13 protein-coding genes are annotated in these 15,204 nt (G+C 71.4%); 4 read left to right on the top strand and 9 right to left on the bottom strand.

Going from position 1 to position 15,204, the window contains the following annotated elements; all coding sequences use genetic code 11:
- Positions 1 to 30 precede the first annotated feature (30 nt).
- The 3 genes from ABFX54_RS28435 to ABFX54_RS28425 are packed head-to-tail and all read right to left on the bottom strand — an operon-like array spanning position 31 to position 2,937.
- The gene (locus tag ABFX54_RS28435; RefSeq protein ID WP_346109619.1) at positions 31 to 762 is read right to left on the bottom strand and encodes an enoyl-CoA hydratase/isomerase family protein; all 732 of its coding nucleotides are present in this window, start codon (positions 760 to 762) and stop codon (positions 31 to 33) included.
- Positions 759 to 2,237 carry an AMP-binding protein gene (locus ABFX54_RS28430; protein ID WP_346109618.1) on the bottom strand — a complete coding sequence of 493 codons (1,479 nt, stop codon included), beginning with the start codon at positions 2,235 to 2,237 and terminating at the stop codon, positions 759 to 761. Before ABFX54_RS28430 ends, ABFX54_RS28435 begins: the two co-directional genes overlap by 4 nt.
- Positions 2,197 to 2,937 (bottom strand): TetR/AcrR family transcriptional regulator, encoded by a 741-nt coding sequence (locus tag ABFX54_RS28425; RefSeq protein ID WP_346109617.1) that lies wholly within the window; start codon positions 2,935 to 2,937, stop codon positions 2,197 to 2,199. Before ABFX54_RS28425 ends, ABFX54_RS28430 begins: the two co-directional genes overlap by 41 nt.
- A 159-nt stretch (positions 2,938 to 3,096) precedes the next feature.
- On the opposite strand from ABFX54_RS28425, the gene ABFX54_RS28420 reads away from it, so the two are divergent.
- A complete protein-coding gene (locus tag ABFX54_RS28420) occupies positions 3,097 to 3,582 on the top strand; it encodes a GyrI-like domain-containing protein (protein WP_346109616.1) in 486 nt (161 codons plus the stop codon).
- A 340-nt stretch (positions 3,583 to 3,922) separates the two neighbouring features.
- Here the strand turns inward: ABFX54_RS28420 and ABFX54_RS28415 are convergent, their stop codons facing one another.
- The 5 genes from ABFX54_RS28415 to ABFX54_RS28395 form a co-directional block, all read right to left on the bottom strand.
- Positions 3,923 to 4,639: a hypothetical protein gene (locus tag ABFX54_RS28415; protein ID WP_346109615.1), complete on the bottom strand. Its 717-nt coding sequence runs from the start codon at positions 4,637 to 4,639 to the stop codon at positions 3,923 to 3,925.
- A 65-nt stretch (positions 4,640 to 4,704) separates the two neighbouring features.
- On the bottom strand, positions 4,705 to 6,327 hold the full coding sequence (locus tag ABFX54_RS28410) for a phospho-sugar mutase (protein WP_346109614.1): 1,623 nt from the start codon (positions 6,325 to 6,327) through the stop codon (positions 4,705 to 4,707).
- The gene (locus ABFX54_RS28405) at positions 6,324 to 7,148 is read right to left on the bottom strand and encodes a purine-nucleoside phosphorylase (protein ID WP_346109613.1); all 825 of its coding nucleotides are present in this window, start codon (positions 7,146 to 7,148) and stop codon (positions 6,324 to 6,326) included. Before ABFX54_RS28405 ends, ABFX54_RS28410 begins: the two co-directional genes overlap by 4 nt.
- Before the next feature lie 2 nt (positions 7,149 to 7,150).
- The gene (locus ABFX54_RS28400) at positions 7,151 to 8,458 is read right to left on the bottom strand and encodes a M20/M25/M40 family metallo-hydrolase (RefSeq protein WP_346109612.1); all 1,308 of its coding nucleotides are present in this window, start codon (positions 8,456 to 8,458) and stop codon (positions 7,151 to 7,153) included.
- Positions 8,455 to 9,447, bottom strand: a complete 993-nt coding sequence (locus ABFX54_RS28395; RefSeq protein ID WP_346109611.1) for an Lrp/AsnC family transcriptional regulator — start codon at positions 9,445 to 9,447, stop codon at positions 8,455 to 8,457. Before ABFX54_RS28395 ends, ABFX54_RS28400 begins: the two co-directional genes overlap by 4 nt.
- Positions 9,448 to 9,558: 111 nt before the next feature.
- On the opposite strand from ABFX54_RS28395, the gene ABFX54_RS28390 reads away from it, so the two are divergent.
- On the top strand, positions 9,559 to 10,863 hold the full coding sequence (locus ABFX54_RS28390) for an MFS transporter (RefSeq protein WP_346109610.1): 1,305 nt from the start codon (positions 9,559 to 9,561) through the stop codon (positions 10,861 to 10,863).
- A 16-nt stretch (positions 10,864 to 10,879) separates the two neighbouring features.
- Here the strand turns inward: ABFX54_RS28390 and ABFX54_RS28385 are convergent, their stop codons facing one another.
- Positions 10,880 to 11,329, bottom strand: a complete 450-nt coding sequence (locus tag ABFX54_RS28385; RefSeq protein ID WP_346109609.1) for a gamma-glutamylcyclotransferase family protein — start codon at positions 11,327 to 11,329, stop codon at positions 10,880 to 10,882.
- A gap of 70 nt (positions 11,330 to 11,399) precedes the next feature.
- On the opposite strand from ABFX54_RS28385, the gene ABFX54_RS28380 reads away from it, so the two are divergent.
- On the top strand, positions 11,400 to 12,788 hold the full coding sequence (locus ABFX54_RS28380; protein ID WP_346109608.1) for an NAD(P)H-quinone dehydrogenase: 1,389 nt from the start codon (positions 11,400 to 11,402) through the stop codon (positions 12,786 to 12,788).
- A gap of 127 nt (positions 12,789 to 12,915) precedes the next feature.
- Positions 12,916 to 15,201, top strand: a complete 2,286-nt coding sequence (locus ABFX54_RS28375; protein WP_346109607.1) for a TIM-barrel domain-containing protein — start codon at positions 12,916 to 12,918, stop codon at positions 15,199 to 15,201.
- The last annotated feature ends 3 nt before the right edge of the window (positions 15,202 to 15,204 follow it).

The raw sequence follows: 15,204 nt of genomic DNA, 5'->3' as shown, positions 1-15,204 counted from the left end.
GCCTGGCCCGCGCGGGCTGTTGACCGGCGCCTAGCCTGCTCGTTTCCTGTTGACGAAGGCGTTCATGCCGGCCTGGGCGATGCCGGACGCCTCCACCTGCTCGGCCGCCTCGGTCTCCACCTGGAAGGCCCGCTCGACCTCCGCCAGTGACGGGCGCAGCAGGGCGAGGTGGACCGCCGTGGCCGTGCCCGTGGCGCTCCAGTGGCGTACGCGGGCGATGGCCGTCTCCACCAGCGCCTCCGGGTCCACGATCTCGTCCAGCAGGCCGACGGCGAGGGCATCCTGCGCGCTCATCCTGGTCGAGTCGAGCACCAGCCGCAGCGCCCGGCCGCCGACGAGACGGGGAAGCAGGTAGCTTGCGGCGTTGGAGATCGACAGGCCGATGTGGTTCTCCGGCAGGAAATACTCGGCCGCCGGCGTGCCGATGCGGGCGTCGAAGCAGAGCGTCCACTCGGCGGCGCCGCCCACGGCCAGGCCGTTGACCGCCGCCACCACCGGCACCCGGGTCTCCAGCACGGCCCTGGTCATGTCGTGGAACAGCTCCACCTCCTCGATCAGCGACCGGCCGACGGCCTGGTCGATGTCCTCGCCGGCGGAGAACGCCCGGCCGGTCCCGGTGACCACGATGCCCCTGCCGCCGCGCCCGTGCTCGCGGACGGCGGCGGCGAGGTCCCTGCGCATGGGGGCGGTGAGGGCGTTGAGCTTGGCCGGCCGGGCGAGGGTGATCAGGGCCACCTCGTCGCGTACGGTCACGTCGATCATCTCTGCTCCTTGTTGACCTGGATGGCGGGGGCGGCGCGCTGGTCGCGTTCTGGGTGGAGGAGGTGGCGTTTCTCGATGCGGGCCGACGGGGTCAGCGGGAACGCCTCGACGAACTCCACGTACGCCGGGATCTTGAACCGGGCCAGCCGCCCCCTGGCGTGCTCGATCACGCTCGCGGCGGTCTCGGCCGTGGCCGGATGGCCCGGCCGGAGCTGGAGGAACGCCTTGGGCAGCTCGCCGAACAGCTCGTCGGGGATGGGCACCAGGGCGGCGGAGACGACGGCAGGATGCTCGGCCAGCACGTGCTCCACCTCGGCGCAGGAGATGTTCTCGCCGCCCCTGCGCACCATGTCCTTGATCCGCCCGGCGTGCCTGATCCGGCCCTGGGAGTCGCGGACGCCCAGGTCGCCGGTGTGGTACCAGCCGCCTCTGAAGGCGTGGGCGGTCGCGTCCGGATGGTTCCAGTACCCCTTCATCATGGGCACGCCCCTGACCAGGATCTCCCCGGTGCCGGGGTCCAGCTCGACCTCCTTGCCGGGCGGCGCCACCCCCATGGCGCCGGTGCCGACCGTGCCGGTGTCGTCGAGGGGTGACACCAGGTCGGTGCCGCTCTCGGTGGAGCCGTACAGCTCCCGCCACGGCGCGCCCCAGCGTTCCTCGAACGTGCGGTGCAGGTCCGGCTGGATGCCCGAGCAGAGCACCGCGCGCATGCGGTTGGCCCGGTCGAGGGGGTGCGGCGGCTGCTTGTGCAGGAGGAGGGGCATCGTGCCCAGCACGTACGTGAGCGTCGCGCCGTGCTCCCTGGCCGAGGCCCAGAAGCCGGAGGCGGAGAAGCGGGGGAGCACGACGAGCGGGACGCCGCCCATGAGGGCGAGCAGGGTGACCCACTGGGGGTCCATGTAGGAGTACGCCTGCGCGATCATCAGGACGTCGTCGTCGCGCAGGGAGACCTGTTCGGCGACGACGGCGGCGGATCTGAGCCAGTAGGCGTGGGTGAGCATGCAGGCTTTGGGAAAACCGGTAGTCCCCGACGTGTACTGAAAATTCGCGACATCGTCGGCTTTAGAGGGAGTGGTACGGAGAGCTCCGCCGGTGAGCCGGTCGAGGAGGTGGACTGTGCCGGGGATGTGCGGGGCGTACTCGGCGCTGGTGATCGTGGCCACGGCCCCGGAGTCGCGCAGGACGTGCTCCAGGTCGGCGGCCCGGTAGCGGACGTTCACCGGCACGGTGATCGCGCCCGCCTTGAGGACGGCCAGCCAGCTCAGTGGCCAGCCGGCCACGTTGTCCAGCATGATCGCCACCCGGTCGCCGGGTCGCACGCCCTTGCCGGCCAGCGCTCCGGCCAGCCGATCCGATCGTTCGTCGGCCTCGGCGAAGGTCAGGGAGACGGGTGAGGAGTCGGGGAAACGGAGGAACTCGCGCTCGCCGTACGTGTCAGCGGCGTGCCTCATCAGGTCGGGGATCGTTGCTTGCATGCGGCTCCCAGGGGAACTCGGGCAGCAGGGCGAAGTCGGCCGTCACCGTGGCCTCGACGGGGGCCTGGTCGGAAGCGGGGTCGGAAGCGGAGTCGGAAGCGGGGGCGCGGACGGCGGCCAGGCCGATCGCGACGAACTCGGCGCACACCTGCTCCAGCGTGGAGTCCCCGTCGGGGCGGTACCACTCGCTGGTGCCGGTGCACATGGACATCAGGGCGAGCCGGGTCAGCTTCTCGTCGGCGACCCGGAAGACGCCCTGCTCGACGCCGTCGGCCAGCGCGTGCTTCCAGTGGTCCTCGTACGCGTCGCGCAGGGCGATGATCTCGGCGTGGGCGGCGGAGCCGGGCGTCAGGGAGCGCAGCTCGCCGTCCATGACGCGGCTGGTCATGGGGGTGAGGGCGTGGACGGCGGTGAGTGAGCTGATCAGCAGGGCGAGGCGGTCGGCCGGCCGCTCGTACGGGGCCAGCATGCGCTCGGTGGCCTCGATCAGCTCGCGCTGCGCGACCCGCATGAGGTCGGCCAGCAGCGCTTCCTTGCTGGTGACGTGGTGGTAGATCCCGGCGTTGGTCATGTTGACCGCCTTGCCGAGGTCTCTGATGCTGGTGGCCGCGTAGCCCCGCCGCGCGAACAGCAGCACGGCCGCGGTCCTGATCCGCCGGCCGGCATCGGTGTCGCGGTCGGTGAGGTCTACGATCATCATTTCCTACCGAACGTTCGGTTGCCTCTTAGATCCGAAAAATACCCCATGTCCTACGAAATCGCCATAGGTTGACCCCGACGTCGTGCCACTGTCCCCGGGCCACCGATGATTTCGGGCGCCGGGCTTCGTATGAGGGGAGAGAGAAGGAGGCAACGACACATGCCACAGATCATCGAATTCCCGCCGCGCCCGTACCTCGGGGTGCGCCGTACCATCACCATGACCACGTTCCACCTGGTCGCCGACCGGATCGGCGAGATCATCGGCCGCCTGGCCGAACGCGGCACCGCCCCCGCCGGAGCGCCGTTCCTGCGCTACCACAGCATCGACCTGGCCGCCGACCGCCTGGAGGTGTCGGCAGGGGTGCCCGTACCGGCCCCGATGGACGGGGGAGACGACCTCTACGCCGCCACCCTCCCCGCCGGCCGCTACGCCACCACCACCCACCACGGCCACCCGGACCAGCTCGTGGGCACCGTCGAGTCACTGCTGCGCTGGGGCCGCGAGCAGGGCCTGGAGTGGGACCTGACCGAGAAGGACGGCGCCGAGCACTGGGGCTGCCGCCTGGAGCTCTACCGGACGGACCCACGCGTGGAGCCCGACATGAACAACTGGGACATCGACCTGCAACTACGCCTGACCTGACACCCGGCCACGGGGAGCGGACCTCACCGCCACGCGTCGACCAACTGCTCCGGCCCGATGTGGACGACGCCGTCCACGTCGCAGCCGCTGCGGGGGACGGCGTAGAGCGGAGTGGTGCTGCCGGCCCCTTCGACCTGCGCATGTGGACGATGAGCTCGGCAGATCGTGCTCGTCGAAGGGCCGGTTCTCCAGCCGCTTCACCGATCCGACAAAGGTGAGCCGCACGGCCGGCGACTGCTGGTCGGCGGCGAAGAGGCTCGGCACACCGCTTCGCCGGATGAACTCCTCGGCGAAGCGCGTCTTGCCCACGCGGCGCCTGCCGCGCATGAGGATGGCAACGTCAGCTCGTGCTGAGCATGAACGGCAGGTCATCGCCCCAGGAGTCCAGTTCGGGGCCGTGGCCGGCGGCGCGGGCGTGGGGTTCGAGGTCGTTCAGCAGCCCCCGGAGGGCCGTCGGGGCGTCGGGGGACAGGGCGGACTCCAGGCGCGGCAGCAGGTCCCCGGCGGGCCATCCGTCCAGGGGGTGGTGGCGCAGCTCCCACTCCAGGTACTTGTTGTACGGCCGCACCCGCCCGTGCAGCGCGAACAGGTGGCTCAGGAAGGCCGGCACCGCCTCCGAGCCGTCCAGCAGGACGCCGAGACGGTTGCCGTCACGGGCGTTCTTCATGCACCGGTACACGCTGTTGAGTAACGCGCCCAGCGCCTCGCGCCCGATGGCGAACGCCTCGTCCGGGGTGAGCGTGCCCTTGGCGGCGACCAGGGAGGCGATGCCGCCGGCGTCCTTGAGCACCTGAGCGTGGGTGAAGGCGTACCGGTTCCACTCGGTGCCGGAGCCGGGCAGGGCGTGGGCCCTGAACTCGCCGAGCGTCATCACCACCAGGTCCACGAGCGCGTCCCTGCGCGGCTCGAACGGGGCTCCGTCGGCGGCGATCAGGTAGACGTCGTGGTCGGAGCGGGCGGTGGCGGTGCCTTCACGGGCCTGCGACCCGCTCAGCACCAGGCCCAGCACCCGGGGATCGGGCAGCGCCCGGGACAGGAAGCTCTCGTACGTCTCCACGCGGCCAGACTGCCACGATCTTCATCGCCACGCGTCCAGCAGCCCGCATGTCTCCGCGTGGCCGGTTACAGGGCCAGGCGGGTCTCCAGGTCCGTGCGGATGGTCGCGAGTTGCTCCGCCGCCCGTGCCCTGGCCTCGGCCGGGGTGGTGGTCACCGGGACGACCGCCTCCAGGTAGCACTTGAGCTTGGGTTCCGTGCCGGACGGGCGTACCACCACGCGGGCGCCGCCCGCCAGGAGGTAACGCAGGCCGTCAGTCGGCGGGAGGCCGCCGTCGCCGCGGGCCAGGTCGTCGGCCCGGTCCACCGGCAGGCCCCCGAGACTCGTGGGGGGGTCGGTGCGCAGGCGGGACATGGCGGCCGTGATCAGCGAGAGGTCGGACACCCGGAACGAGAGCTGCGAGGTCGCGTGCAGGCCGTGGCGGCGGGCCTGGTCGTCGAGGAGGTCCAGGAGGGTGCGGCCGTCGCGTCTGGCCGCCGCCGCGATGGCGGCCACGGTCAGCGCGGCGCCGATCCCGTCCTTGTCCCTGACCGGCAGGCCGGCGTCGGAGCCGACACTGTAGCCGATGGCCTCCTCGTAGCCGAAGACGAGCCCGGGGCCCGCCTTGATGATCCACTTGAAGCCGGTGAGCGTCTCGCCGTACCGGACGCCGTGCGCCTGGGCGATCTTGCCGAGCAGGGTGGAGGAGACGATGGTGGTGGCCACCATGCGGTCGCCGGTGGTGTGGGTGAGCACGTGCTCGGCCAGCAGGCCCCCGACCTCGTCGCCGGTCAGCATGCGAGCGCCGCCGCCGGGCAGCGGCACGCCCACCGCGCACCGGTCGGCGTCGGGGTCGTTGGCCACGATCAGGTCGGCCTCCGTCTTGGCGGCCAGCACGATCGCCAGGTCCATCGCGCCCGGTTCTTCCGGGTTGGGGAAGGCGACCGTGGGGAAGTCGGGGTCGGGCTCGCGTTGTTCCTCGACGGTCACCGGGCTGTCGAAGCCGGCGGCCTGGAAGGCGGCGGTCAGGGTGGCCGCCCCGACCCCGTGCAGCGGGGTGTAGGCGACGCGTAGCTCGCGGGCGTCGCCCAGGGGGAGAGCGGTCACGGCCCGGAGGTAGGCGTCGACCATTTCATCGCCCAGCTCCGTCCCCGTGGAGCCGAGAGGGAGGTCGTCGACCCGGCCGACCGCGTCGATGGCGGCGGAGATCTCCGCGTCGAGCGGGGGCACGATCTGGGAGCCGTCGCCCCAGTAGACCTTGTAGCCGTTGTCGCGCGGCGGGTTGTGGCTGGCGGTGACCGTCACCCCGGCGTCGGCTCCGAGGTGGCGGACGGTGAAGGCCAGCACGGGGGTCGGCAGCGGGCGGGGCAGCAGCGAGGCACGCAGGCCGGCGCCCGTCAGCACCGCCGCCGTGTCGCGGGCGAACACGTCGGACTTGTGCCTGGCGTCGTAGCCGATGACCACGTGCTTGCCAGGACCCAGGACCGCGGCCAGCCCGGCCGCGGCGCGCATGACGGTGACCCGGTTCATCCGGTTGGGGCCCGCGCCCAGCTCGCCGCGGAGCCCGGCCGTGCCGAACTCCAGCTTGGCGCCGAAGCGCTCCTCAAGGGCGGCCAGATCCTCGCGTTCGATGAGGGCGGACAGCTCGGCGCGCGTGTCGGGGTCGGGGTCCTGGGCCAGCCACTCCCGCGCCCGCCGCAGCACGCTCACAGCCGGTCCACCACCTTGGCCAGCAGGACGCCCATGCGGGCGGCCGTGGCCCGGCCCACCTCCAGGACCTCCTCGTGGTTGAGCGGCTCGCCGGACAGGCCCGCGCCCGGGTTGGTGACCAGGGAGATGCCGAGCACGTCGAGGTTCGCCTCGCGGGCGGCGATGGCCTCAAGGACCGTGGACATGCCGATCATGTCGCCGCCCAGCGTGCGCAGCATGCGGATCTCGGCGGGGGTCTCGTAGGTGGGGCCGCGGAAGGCGACGTAGACGCCCTCGGCGAGGGTCGGGTCGATCTCGCGGACGAGGGCGCGCAGGCGGCGCGAGTAGACCTCGGTGAGGTCGATGAACGTGGTGCCGGTGATCGGGTTGGCCCCGGTCAGGTTGATGTGGTCGCTGATCAGGACCGGGTCGCCGACGTTCTGCGTCTCGGGGCGCAGCCCGCCGGCCGCGTTGGTGAGCACCAGCGTGCGTACGCCGGCCGCCGCTGCCGTGCGCACGCCGTGCACGACCGCGTCCACCCCTAGCCCCGACGGCGACTCGTAGAGGTGGGTGCGCCCGAGGAAGATCAGCGCGTGCCGGCCCGCGGCGGTGCGGACAATGCGGATCTTGCCGCCGTGACCGGCCACGGCGGGTGCGCGGAAGCCGGGCAGGTCGGTGAACGGGATCTCGCGCACCGTCTCGCCGATCGCGTCGGCGGCGGGCACCCACCCCGAGCCCATGACGAGCGCGACGTCGAAGGCGGCGTCGGAGAGGTCGAGGCCGGCCGCGGCACGCAACGCCGCGGCGGCCTCACCGGCCAGGGTGTACGGGTCTTTGCTCACCTTCAGTAGTTTAGGAGCAGCCTGTCCAGGACCCGCACCCCGAACTGCAGGGCGTCCACCGGCACGCGCTCGTCCACGCCGTGGAACATGGAGGCGAAGTCCATGTCGGCGGGCAGCCGCAGCGGCACGAAGCCGAACCCGCGCACGCCCAGGTCGGCGAAGAAGGTCTTGTTGTCGGTGCCGCCGGACATGCAGTAGGGGATGGCGCGGGCGGCCGGGTCCTCGGCCTTCAGCGCCGCGATCATGGACTCCACGAGCGCGCCGTCGAACGAGGTCTCCAGCGCGATGTCGTGGTGGATGAACTCACGCCGCACCTTCGGCCCGAGCAGCCCGTCGACGGTCTTGAAGAACTCCTCCTCGAAGCCCGGCAGGAACCGCCCGTCGACCACGGCCGTGGCCTGGCCGGGGATGACGTTGGACTTGTAGCCGGCGTCGAGCTGGGTCGGGTTGGCGGTGTTGCGCAGCGTCGCGCCGACGAACCGCACCAGCGGCCCGATCTTGTCGAGGACCGGCCGGGGGTCGTCGTCCTCGTCGAACGGGAGGCCGAAGGCGTCGGCGACCTCGGTGAGGAAGCGGCGCACTGTGGGCGTGTACGTCAGCGGAAAGTCGTGCCCGCCGATCCTGGCCACGGCCTTGGCGACCTCGGTGACGGCGTTGTCGCCGTTCAGCATCGAGCCGTGGCCCGCGGTGCCGTCGGCGATCAGCTTCATCCAGGCCAGGCCCTTCTGGGCGGTCTCGATGAGGTAGAGCCGCAGCGACGGGTCCACCTCCAGCGAGTAGCCGCCGACCTCGCTGATCGCCTCGGTGACGCCCTCGAACAGGCCGGGGTGGTTGGCGGTGAGGTATTTGGCGCCGTAGACGCCGCCGGCCTCCTCGTCGGCCACCCAGGCGAAGACCAGGTCGCGCCTCGGCCTCAGCCCTTCGCGCTTGAACCGGCGCAGCACGGCCAGCATCATCGCGTCCATGTCCTTCATGTCCACGGCGCCGCGGCCCCAGATGTAGCCGTCGCGCACCTCGCCCGCGAACGGGTCGACCGACCAGTCGGCGGCGTTGGCCGGGACGACGTCGAGGTGGCCGTGGACGAGCAGGGCGGGCAGCGACGGGTCGGTGCCCTCGACGCGGGTGATCACGTTGCCGCGGCCCGGCTCGCTCTCGATGTAGGTGGCCTCGATGCCGGCCTCGGCCAGCCTGGCCATGACGACCTCGGCCGCGGCCCGTTCGCCGGGGCCGCTGCCGTCCCCGTAGTTGCTGCTGTCGACGCGGATCAGCTCGGCGCAGAGGTCGGCGACTTCGAGTTCGGCGGGTGTCATGGCGTTGTCTCCCAATGGTGATCCAGCGTGAGCAGTCCGGACTTGTGCAGGTGGCCGCGTTTGTGCGCGCGGGTGATGAGGGTGAGGTCGACGTCGGTGATCTCGTCGTGCCGGCCGACGACGCCGGTCATGAAACGGTAGAGGGCCGCCTCGTGGGCCGCCACGACCTGCACGATGAGGGAATGGGTGCCCGTCGTGGCGGCACAGTAACGGACGTCGGGGTGCGCCGCCAGCCGCTGGCCGACCAGGTCGAGGCCGTGGGGGCGGACCTTGAGCCAGAGCATGGCCTCCACCTCCAGGCCGAGCAGGGCGGGCTCGACCTCGGCGCGCGGCAGCAGCAGCCGCCGCTCGATCAGCGAGGTGACCCGGCGGCGCGCGGTGGGCACGGAGATGTCGAGCCGCTCGGCGACCGCGGTGAAGGCGATCCGGCCGTCGGCGGCGAGGAGCTCGGCGATCTCCTGCTCCAGGGGTGACAGGCCCTCCTCGTCGGGCAGGCACTCGGGCGGCGGGGCCGGCCGCAGCTCGGCCACCTCCCGTTCGGTCAGGAAGGGCGCGTGCCACTCGGCGACGGTCCTGAACGTGTGCAGGACGACCTGGGTCTGGGTCTGCAGGACGCCGTCGATCTCCGACACCTGGGCCGACAGGATGCGGTGCAGCGCCTCGCGGGAGGGGGAGACGAGCTCGCAGCCGAGGTCGGCGGCCCCGGTGAGGGAGTAGACAGAACGGGTGTCGGGGCGCTCTGCCAGCGCCTTGGCCACCTGCGTGGCGGTGCCGGGCCGCACCTGGACGTGCAGGTGCACGGGCCGGCCGTGGCCGGTGCGCAGGTCGTCGTAGATGGCCGTGACGCGGACGAAGCCCTCGGCGATGAGCCGCTGCAGCCGCCGGGCGACCGTGCGCTCGTGCTCGCCCACGGCCCGGCCGATCTCACCCCACGAGGCCCGGGGGCTGACTTGCAGCGCGGCCACGAGCCGTCGGTCGAGAACGTCCACGGATGCCCGTCCCTGTGTCGGGATTGTAAAAGTTGGGGTAATTATTTGACTGTTTCGGTCGCCCGAATGCAGAGTAAGCCATTACCGCACTTGTCAGCAAAGGAGCCCTTCTTGGCGACCTCCCCCGTGGCGCACTCCCCACTCGGAATCCCCAAGAGCCGCGTCCGGCAGCTCATGGCGGCCAGCATCGGCAACGTCGTCGAATGGTACGACTGGTACGCGTACACCTTCCTCGCCGTCTACTTCTCCGACCAGGTCTTCCCCAAGGCATCGGACAACAGCCTCGTCCCGCTGCTCAGCTCGTTCGCCGTCTTCGCGGTGGGCTTCTTCATGCGCCCCCTGGGCGGCCTGCTGGTCGGCGCGTTCGCCGACAGGTACGGCCGCAAGTCGGCCATGACGTTCACCATCGTGCTGATGGGCGCGGGCTCCCTGCTGGTCGGCCTGACCCCCACCTACGCGGCCGTCGGCCTGCTGGCCCCGGTCATCCTCACCCTCGCCCGGCTGATCCAGGGCCTGTCGGTGGGCGGCGAGTTCGCCGCCGCGACCACCTTCCTGGTGGAGTCGGCCCCGCCCGGCCGCCGCGGCCTGTTCTCAAGTTTCCAGTACGTGAGCACCACCATCGGCCAGCTCATCGCCTCAGGACTGGCCGCGCTGCTGGCCACGAGCCTGATCGAGGCCGACATGGACTCCTGGGGCTGGCGCGTGCCGTTCGTCGTGGGCGCGGTGCTGAGCCTGGTGGGCCTGTGGATCCGCAAGGGCGCCGACGAGACCTCGGCCGTGGCGGAGGAGATCCAGCGCGGCGAGGCCACCCGGCCCAAGCTGTTCGAATTCCTGCGGCTGCACCCGAGGTCGGCGGCGACGATCGTGGGCATCACGATCGCCGGCACGGTGGCCTACTACACCTGGACCAGCTTCCTGCCCACGTACGCGCAGATCACGGTGGACTTCGACAAGGCCGAGTCGCTCCAGATCGGCACGATCTCGCTGGTCTTCTTCATGATCCTGCAGCCGCTGCTGGGCATGCTGTCGGACCGGGTGGGGCGCAGGCCGATGCTGATCACCTTCGGACTCGGCTTCGTCATCCTGCCCGTGCCGCTGCTCGGCCTGCTCACCGACGCCTACTGGAGCCTGCTGGTCGTGCAGCTCGTCGGCATGGTCTTCCTCGGCTGCTTCACCGCGATCTCGGCCGCGGTCAACTCCGAGCTCTTCCCGACGCGGGTGCGGGCGGCCGGCGCCGGATTCCCGTACTCGCTGACCGTCGCGCTCTTCGGTGGCACCGCGCCGCTGATCGGCACGGCGCTGCAGGAGGCGGAGAACCCGGGCCTCTTCCCGTGGTACATGTCGGCGCTGGCGCTCGTCTCCACGCTGGTCTACATCTTCGTGCTCAGGGAGACCAAGGACGAGCCGCTGCGCTAGGCACTGACCGGACTCACTAGCCGAACGAGGTGCAGGGGCGCTCCCGCAGCTCCTTGACGTAGTCGTCGGGGGCGCCCGCCCGCTCGGCCGCGTCGGCCAGGCTGCCCAGGTAGCGGGCCGAGGGCAGGCCGCCCTCGTAGCCGTCGAGCACGTAGAACCAGGCCACGACCTCGCCGTCGAGCGTCTGCACCCGCAGCCGGACCTTGTGGTAGGCGCCGCGCACCGCGCCCTCCCACTGGTCGAGCGACTGCTCCTCCCAGTCGGGCACGTCGTAGAGGACCACGAAGACGTGCTCGTCGGGGTCTTCGACGATCGTGGCGACCGCGCCCTCCCACTTGAGGTCCATGCCTCCGAACGTCAGCCGCCAGCCCGGCAACCAGCCCACACCGCGGATCGGTGAGTGCGGGGCACGCATGGCCATCTGCTCCGGGTCCATGTTGCTGCCATAGGAGGCGTATACAGGCACAGCGGCAAGACTAGCGCCTGAGACCGCGCCCCGTTCGTCAGCAGCTCGGGGCATGCGGGAGAATGGTGGTGTGACGAGGATCGTGATCATCGGCGGCGGACCAGGCGGCTACGAGGCGGCACTGGTGGCCGCCCAACTAGGCGCGCAAGTCACGATGGTCGAGCAGGACGGCCCGGGTGGCGCCTGCGTGCTCACCGACTGCGTGCCGTCCAAGACGCTGATCGCGACCTCCGTCCGCAAGCAGGCCCTGCTCGACGCCCCTTCGCTGGGCGTGTCGTTCTCCGGTGGCCTCGACGGCGACGCCGGGGTGGCGCAGGTCGATCTGCCGCTGGTCAACAAGCGGGTCAAGGAGCTGGCCCAGGCGCAGTCCGCCGACATCGCGACCAGGGTCGAGGCCGAGGGCGTCGAGATCGTCAAGGAGCGCGGCCGGCTGGTCGATCCGCAGGTGGTCAGGGCCGGAGACCGCACGATCAGGGCCGACGTCGTGCTGGTGGCCACGGGGGCGACGCCGCGGGTGCTGCCGGGGGCCGAGCCCGACGGCGAGCGCATCCTCAACTGGCGTCAGCTCTACGACCTCGAAGAGCTGCCCGAGCACCTGATCGTGGTCGGCTCGGGGGTGACGGGGGCCGAGTTCGCGGGGGCCTACCGTTCGCTCGGGGCGGAGGTCACGCTGGTCTCCAGCCGCGACCGGATGATGCCCAACGAGGACGCCGACGGCGCCGAGGTGCTCGAAGAGGTCTACCGGCGGCGCGGCATGAACGTCATGGGCCGCTCCAGGGCCGCCTCCGTCAAGCGCACGTCCCACGGCGTGGTGGTGACGCTGGAGGACGGCCGCACGGCCGAGGGTTCCCACGCGCTGATGACCGTCGGCATGATCCCCAACACCTCCGGCATCGGGCTGGAGGAGGCGGGCGTGCAGCTCGACCGGGGCGGGTTCGTCAAGGTCGACAAGGTCTCCCGCACGTCGGCGCCCGGCGTCTACGCGGCCGGCGACTGCACCGGCGTGCTGATGCTGGCTTCGGTCGCCGCCATGCAGGGCCGGATCGCGGTGTGGCACGCGCTGGGCGAGGCCGTGCAGCCGCTGCGGCTGGCCACCGTGGCCTCCAACATCTTCACCGACCCGGAGATCGCGGCCGTGGGCGTCGCGCAGCGCGCCATCGAGGCGGGCGAGATCGAGGCCAACGTGGTCAAGCTGCCACTGGCCACCAACGCGCGGGCGAAGATGCAGGGCTTCAACGACGGTTTCGTGAAGCTGTTCTGCCGCCCGCACACCGGGATCGTGCTGGGCGGCGTGGTCGTCGCGCCGCGGGCCTCCGAGCTGATCCTGGCGGTGTCGGTGGCGGTGCAGCAGCGGCTGACCGTCGACCAGCTCGCTCACACGTTCGCGGTCTACCCGTCGCTGTCGGGATCGGTCACCGAGGCGGCCAGGCGGCTGATGCAACCGGGCGTCGGCATCTAGGAAGTTCCTGCGAAGAAGGGGCGTGCGGTGGTCCGCGCGCCCTTTTGTTGTGCCTCTGACCGTTGACCTTTGTTGGTATGGACACCAAACTAAGTCACGAGTTGGCGCAGCGTTCGAAGGAGCTTCCATGCCCTATCGCCCTCCCCTGGTCGCGCACGAGTACTTCGTCGCGGACCCGCCGGAGCTGCCGGTCCGCGTACGAGGAGAGGGCGGCCTGTCGGCGCTCATCGCCGCGGAAGTGGTCGCGGCCGACGGCGCCGAGGTGCTGCTCAAGGCGGTCACCTCGGCGGAGGAGACGCTGGTCGTCCAGGTGGGGGCGGCGGGCGAGGGCGTGATCAGGGTGCGGCTGTCGGAGGACGCCACCGCCCGGCCCCGCTCCGAGCGCGCCATCGCGCTGGTGACGCCCGGCACGTACGCGGGAGCACGGGTCGTGGCCGAGCCCGGCGCGCCGATCGTGGTGGACGCCGGGTCGTTGCGGGCCGAGATCACCCTGTCGCCGTGGCACCTGCGCTTCACCGACGCGGCCGGGGCGACGCTGGTCGAGCAGGACCGGGGGCACACCGACATCAGCGGGCGCCTGCGTACGCTGCCGTTCGGGCGCTCCGCCTCGGGAGGCGCGCCCGTCGCCTACCACGAGAGCTTCGCCGCCGCGCCCGACGAGGCGTTCTCCGGCTTCGGCGAGTCGTTCACCCGGCTGGACAAGCGCGGTCAGCGACCGCTCATGTGGAACTTCGACGCCTTCGGCGCCGAGTCGCAGCGCGCCTACAAGAACATCCCCTTGTACGTGTCCAGCCGGGGCTACGGCGTCCTGGTCGACAGCGGCGCGCCCCTGGAGTTCGACGTGTGCCAGTCCACGCACAGCGTGGTGCAGATCCTGGTGCCCGACGACGTCATGGACTACTACGTGCTGGCGGGCCCGGCCCCCGCGGAGGTGCTGGACCGGTACGACCGGCTGACCGGCCGGCCCTCGCTGCCGCCGAAGTGGGCGTTCGGCACCTGGATCTCCTCGGGGTTCTGCGTGGACAGCGGGGAGCGGGTGCTGGCCAGGGCGCGCACGATCAGGGAGCGCGGCATCCCGTGCGACGTGCTGCACCTGGACACCTACTGGCAGAGCGACGGGCGCTGGTCGGAGATGCGCTGGGACCCGGTGAACTTCCCCGACCCCGAGGGCATGCTGGCCGAGCTCGCGGAGATGGGGTTCAAGGTCTGCCTATGGATGAATCCTTATATTTCCCACCTTAGCCCGGTCTTCCAGGAGGCCGCCGAGGCCGGATACCTGCTGCTCGACCCCCAGGGCGAGCCGTACGTCGCCGACTGCTGGCACGGCTCCTTCCCCGCCTGCGGCATCGTGGACTTCACCCACCCGGAGGCGGTCGAGTGGTTCAAGGGCCTGCTGCGCCCGCTGCTGCGCCAGGGCGTGGCCGCGTTCAAGACCGACTTCGCCGAGGGCGTGCCGGCCGACGCGGTGGCCGCCAACGGCATGAGCGGCACCGAGCTGCACAACGTCTACACCCTGCTGTTCAACGACGCCGTCGTGGACGTCACCCGCGAGGTCAACGGGCACGAGCTGGTCTGGGCGCGCTCGTCGTACCTGGGAGGCCAGCGGCACAGCGCCCAGTGGGGCGGCGACACCTACACCAGCTACGCCGCCATGGGCAGCACGATCAGGGGCGGCCTCGCGCACGGCCTGTCCGGTGTGCCGTTCTGGAGCCACGACGCGGGCGGCTTCACCGGCCGGCCCACCGACGACCTGTACGTGCGCTGGACCCAGTTCGGCGCGCTCTCCCCGCTGCTGCGCCTGCACGGCACCACGACCCGTGAGCCATGGGAGTTCCCGGAGGTCGAGGAGCAGGCGGTCGCGGCGCTGAAGCTGCGTTACCGGCTGATGCCCTACCTGTACTCGGCCGCCGTCGAGGCCGCGCGCACCGGCGCGCCGATGATGCGGGCGCTGTGCGTGGACCATCCGGACGACCCGGTGGCCTGGCAGGCCGACCTGCAGTACCTGCTCGGGCACGACCTGCTGGTGGCCCCCATGACCGGGCCCGAAGGCGTCAGGCAGGTGTACCTGCCGCGCGGCCGGTGGGTGGACTACTGGACCGGCGAGGTGCTGGACGGCGCCCGTTACGTCCGGGTCGCCAAGCCGCTCGGCCAGATCCCGCTCTTCGTCCGGTACGGCGCGCTCATCCCCGTACAGGAGCAGCGGGACACGGTGGACGTGCCGGAGGAGATCGCGCTCGTCGCCTTCGGCGGCGGCGGCGGGAGCGCCGAGATCCACGACGCCGACGGCGTGACGGTCGCCGTCGCCACCAGGGACGGCGACGTGCTGCGTGTCGCCGTCACCGGCCCGAAGCGCGTCACCGGGGTCGAGCTCGTCCCGGTGCCCGGAGCTCCCGCGCGGGCCGTCATCTCGTAACAC

Origin of the sequence: Nonomuraea maheshkhaliensis (assembly GCF_039529435.1) — a bacterium.
GTDB classification, from domain to species: domain Bacteria; phylum Actinomycetota; class Actinomycetes; order Streptosporangiales; family Streptosporangiaceae; genus Nonomuraea; species Nonomuraea maheshkhaliensis.
The sequence above is the reverse complement of the archived record's forward strand: the minus strand, read 5'-3'. Positions and strand labels throughout refer to the sequence as shown.

Bases quoted from the DNA above. Each gene is read 5' to 3' on its own strand.
- ABFX54_RS28435 (WP_346109619.1), bottom strand. From the start codon at position 762: ATGATCGACGTGACCGTACGCGACGAGGTGGCCCTGATCACCCTCGCC.
- ABFX54_RS28430 (WP_346109618.1), bottom strand. From the start codon at position 2,237: ATGCAAGCAACGATCCCCGACCTGATGAGGCACGCCGCTGACACGTAC.
- ABFX54_RS28425 (WP_346109617.1), bottom strand. From the start codon at position 2,937: ATGATGATCGTAGACCTCACCGACCGCGACACCGATGCCGGCCGGCGG.
- ABFX54_RS28420 (WP_346109616.1), top strand. From the start codon at position 3,097: ATGCCACAGATCATCGAATTCCCGCCGCGCCCGTACCTCGGGGTGCGC.
- ABFX54_RS28400 (WP_346109612.1), bottom strand. From the start codon at position 8,458: ATGACACCCGCCGAACTCGAAGTCGCCGACCTCTGCGCCGAGCTGATC.
- ABFX54_RS28375 (WP_346109607.1), top strand. From the start codon at position 12,916: ATGCCCTATCGCCCTCCCCTGGTCGCGCACGAGTACTTCGTCGCGGAC.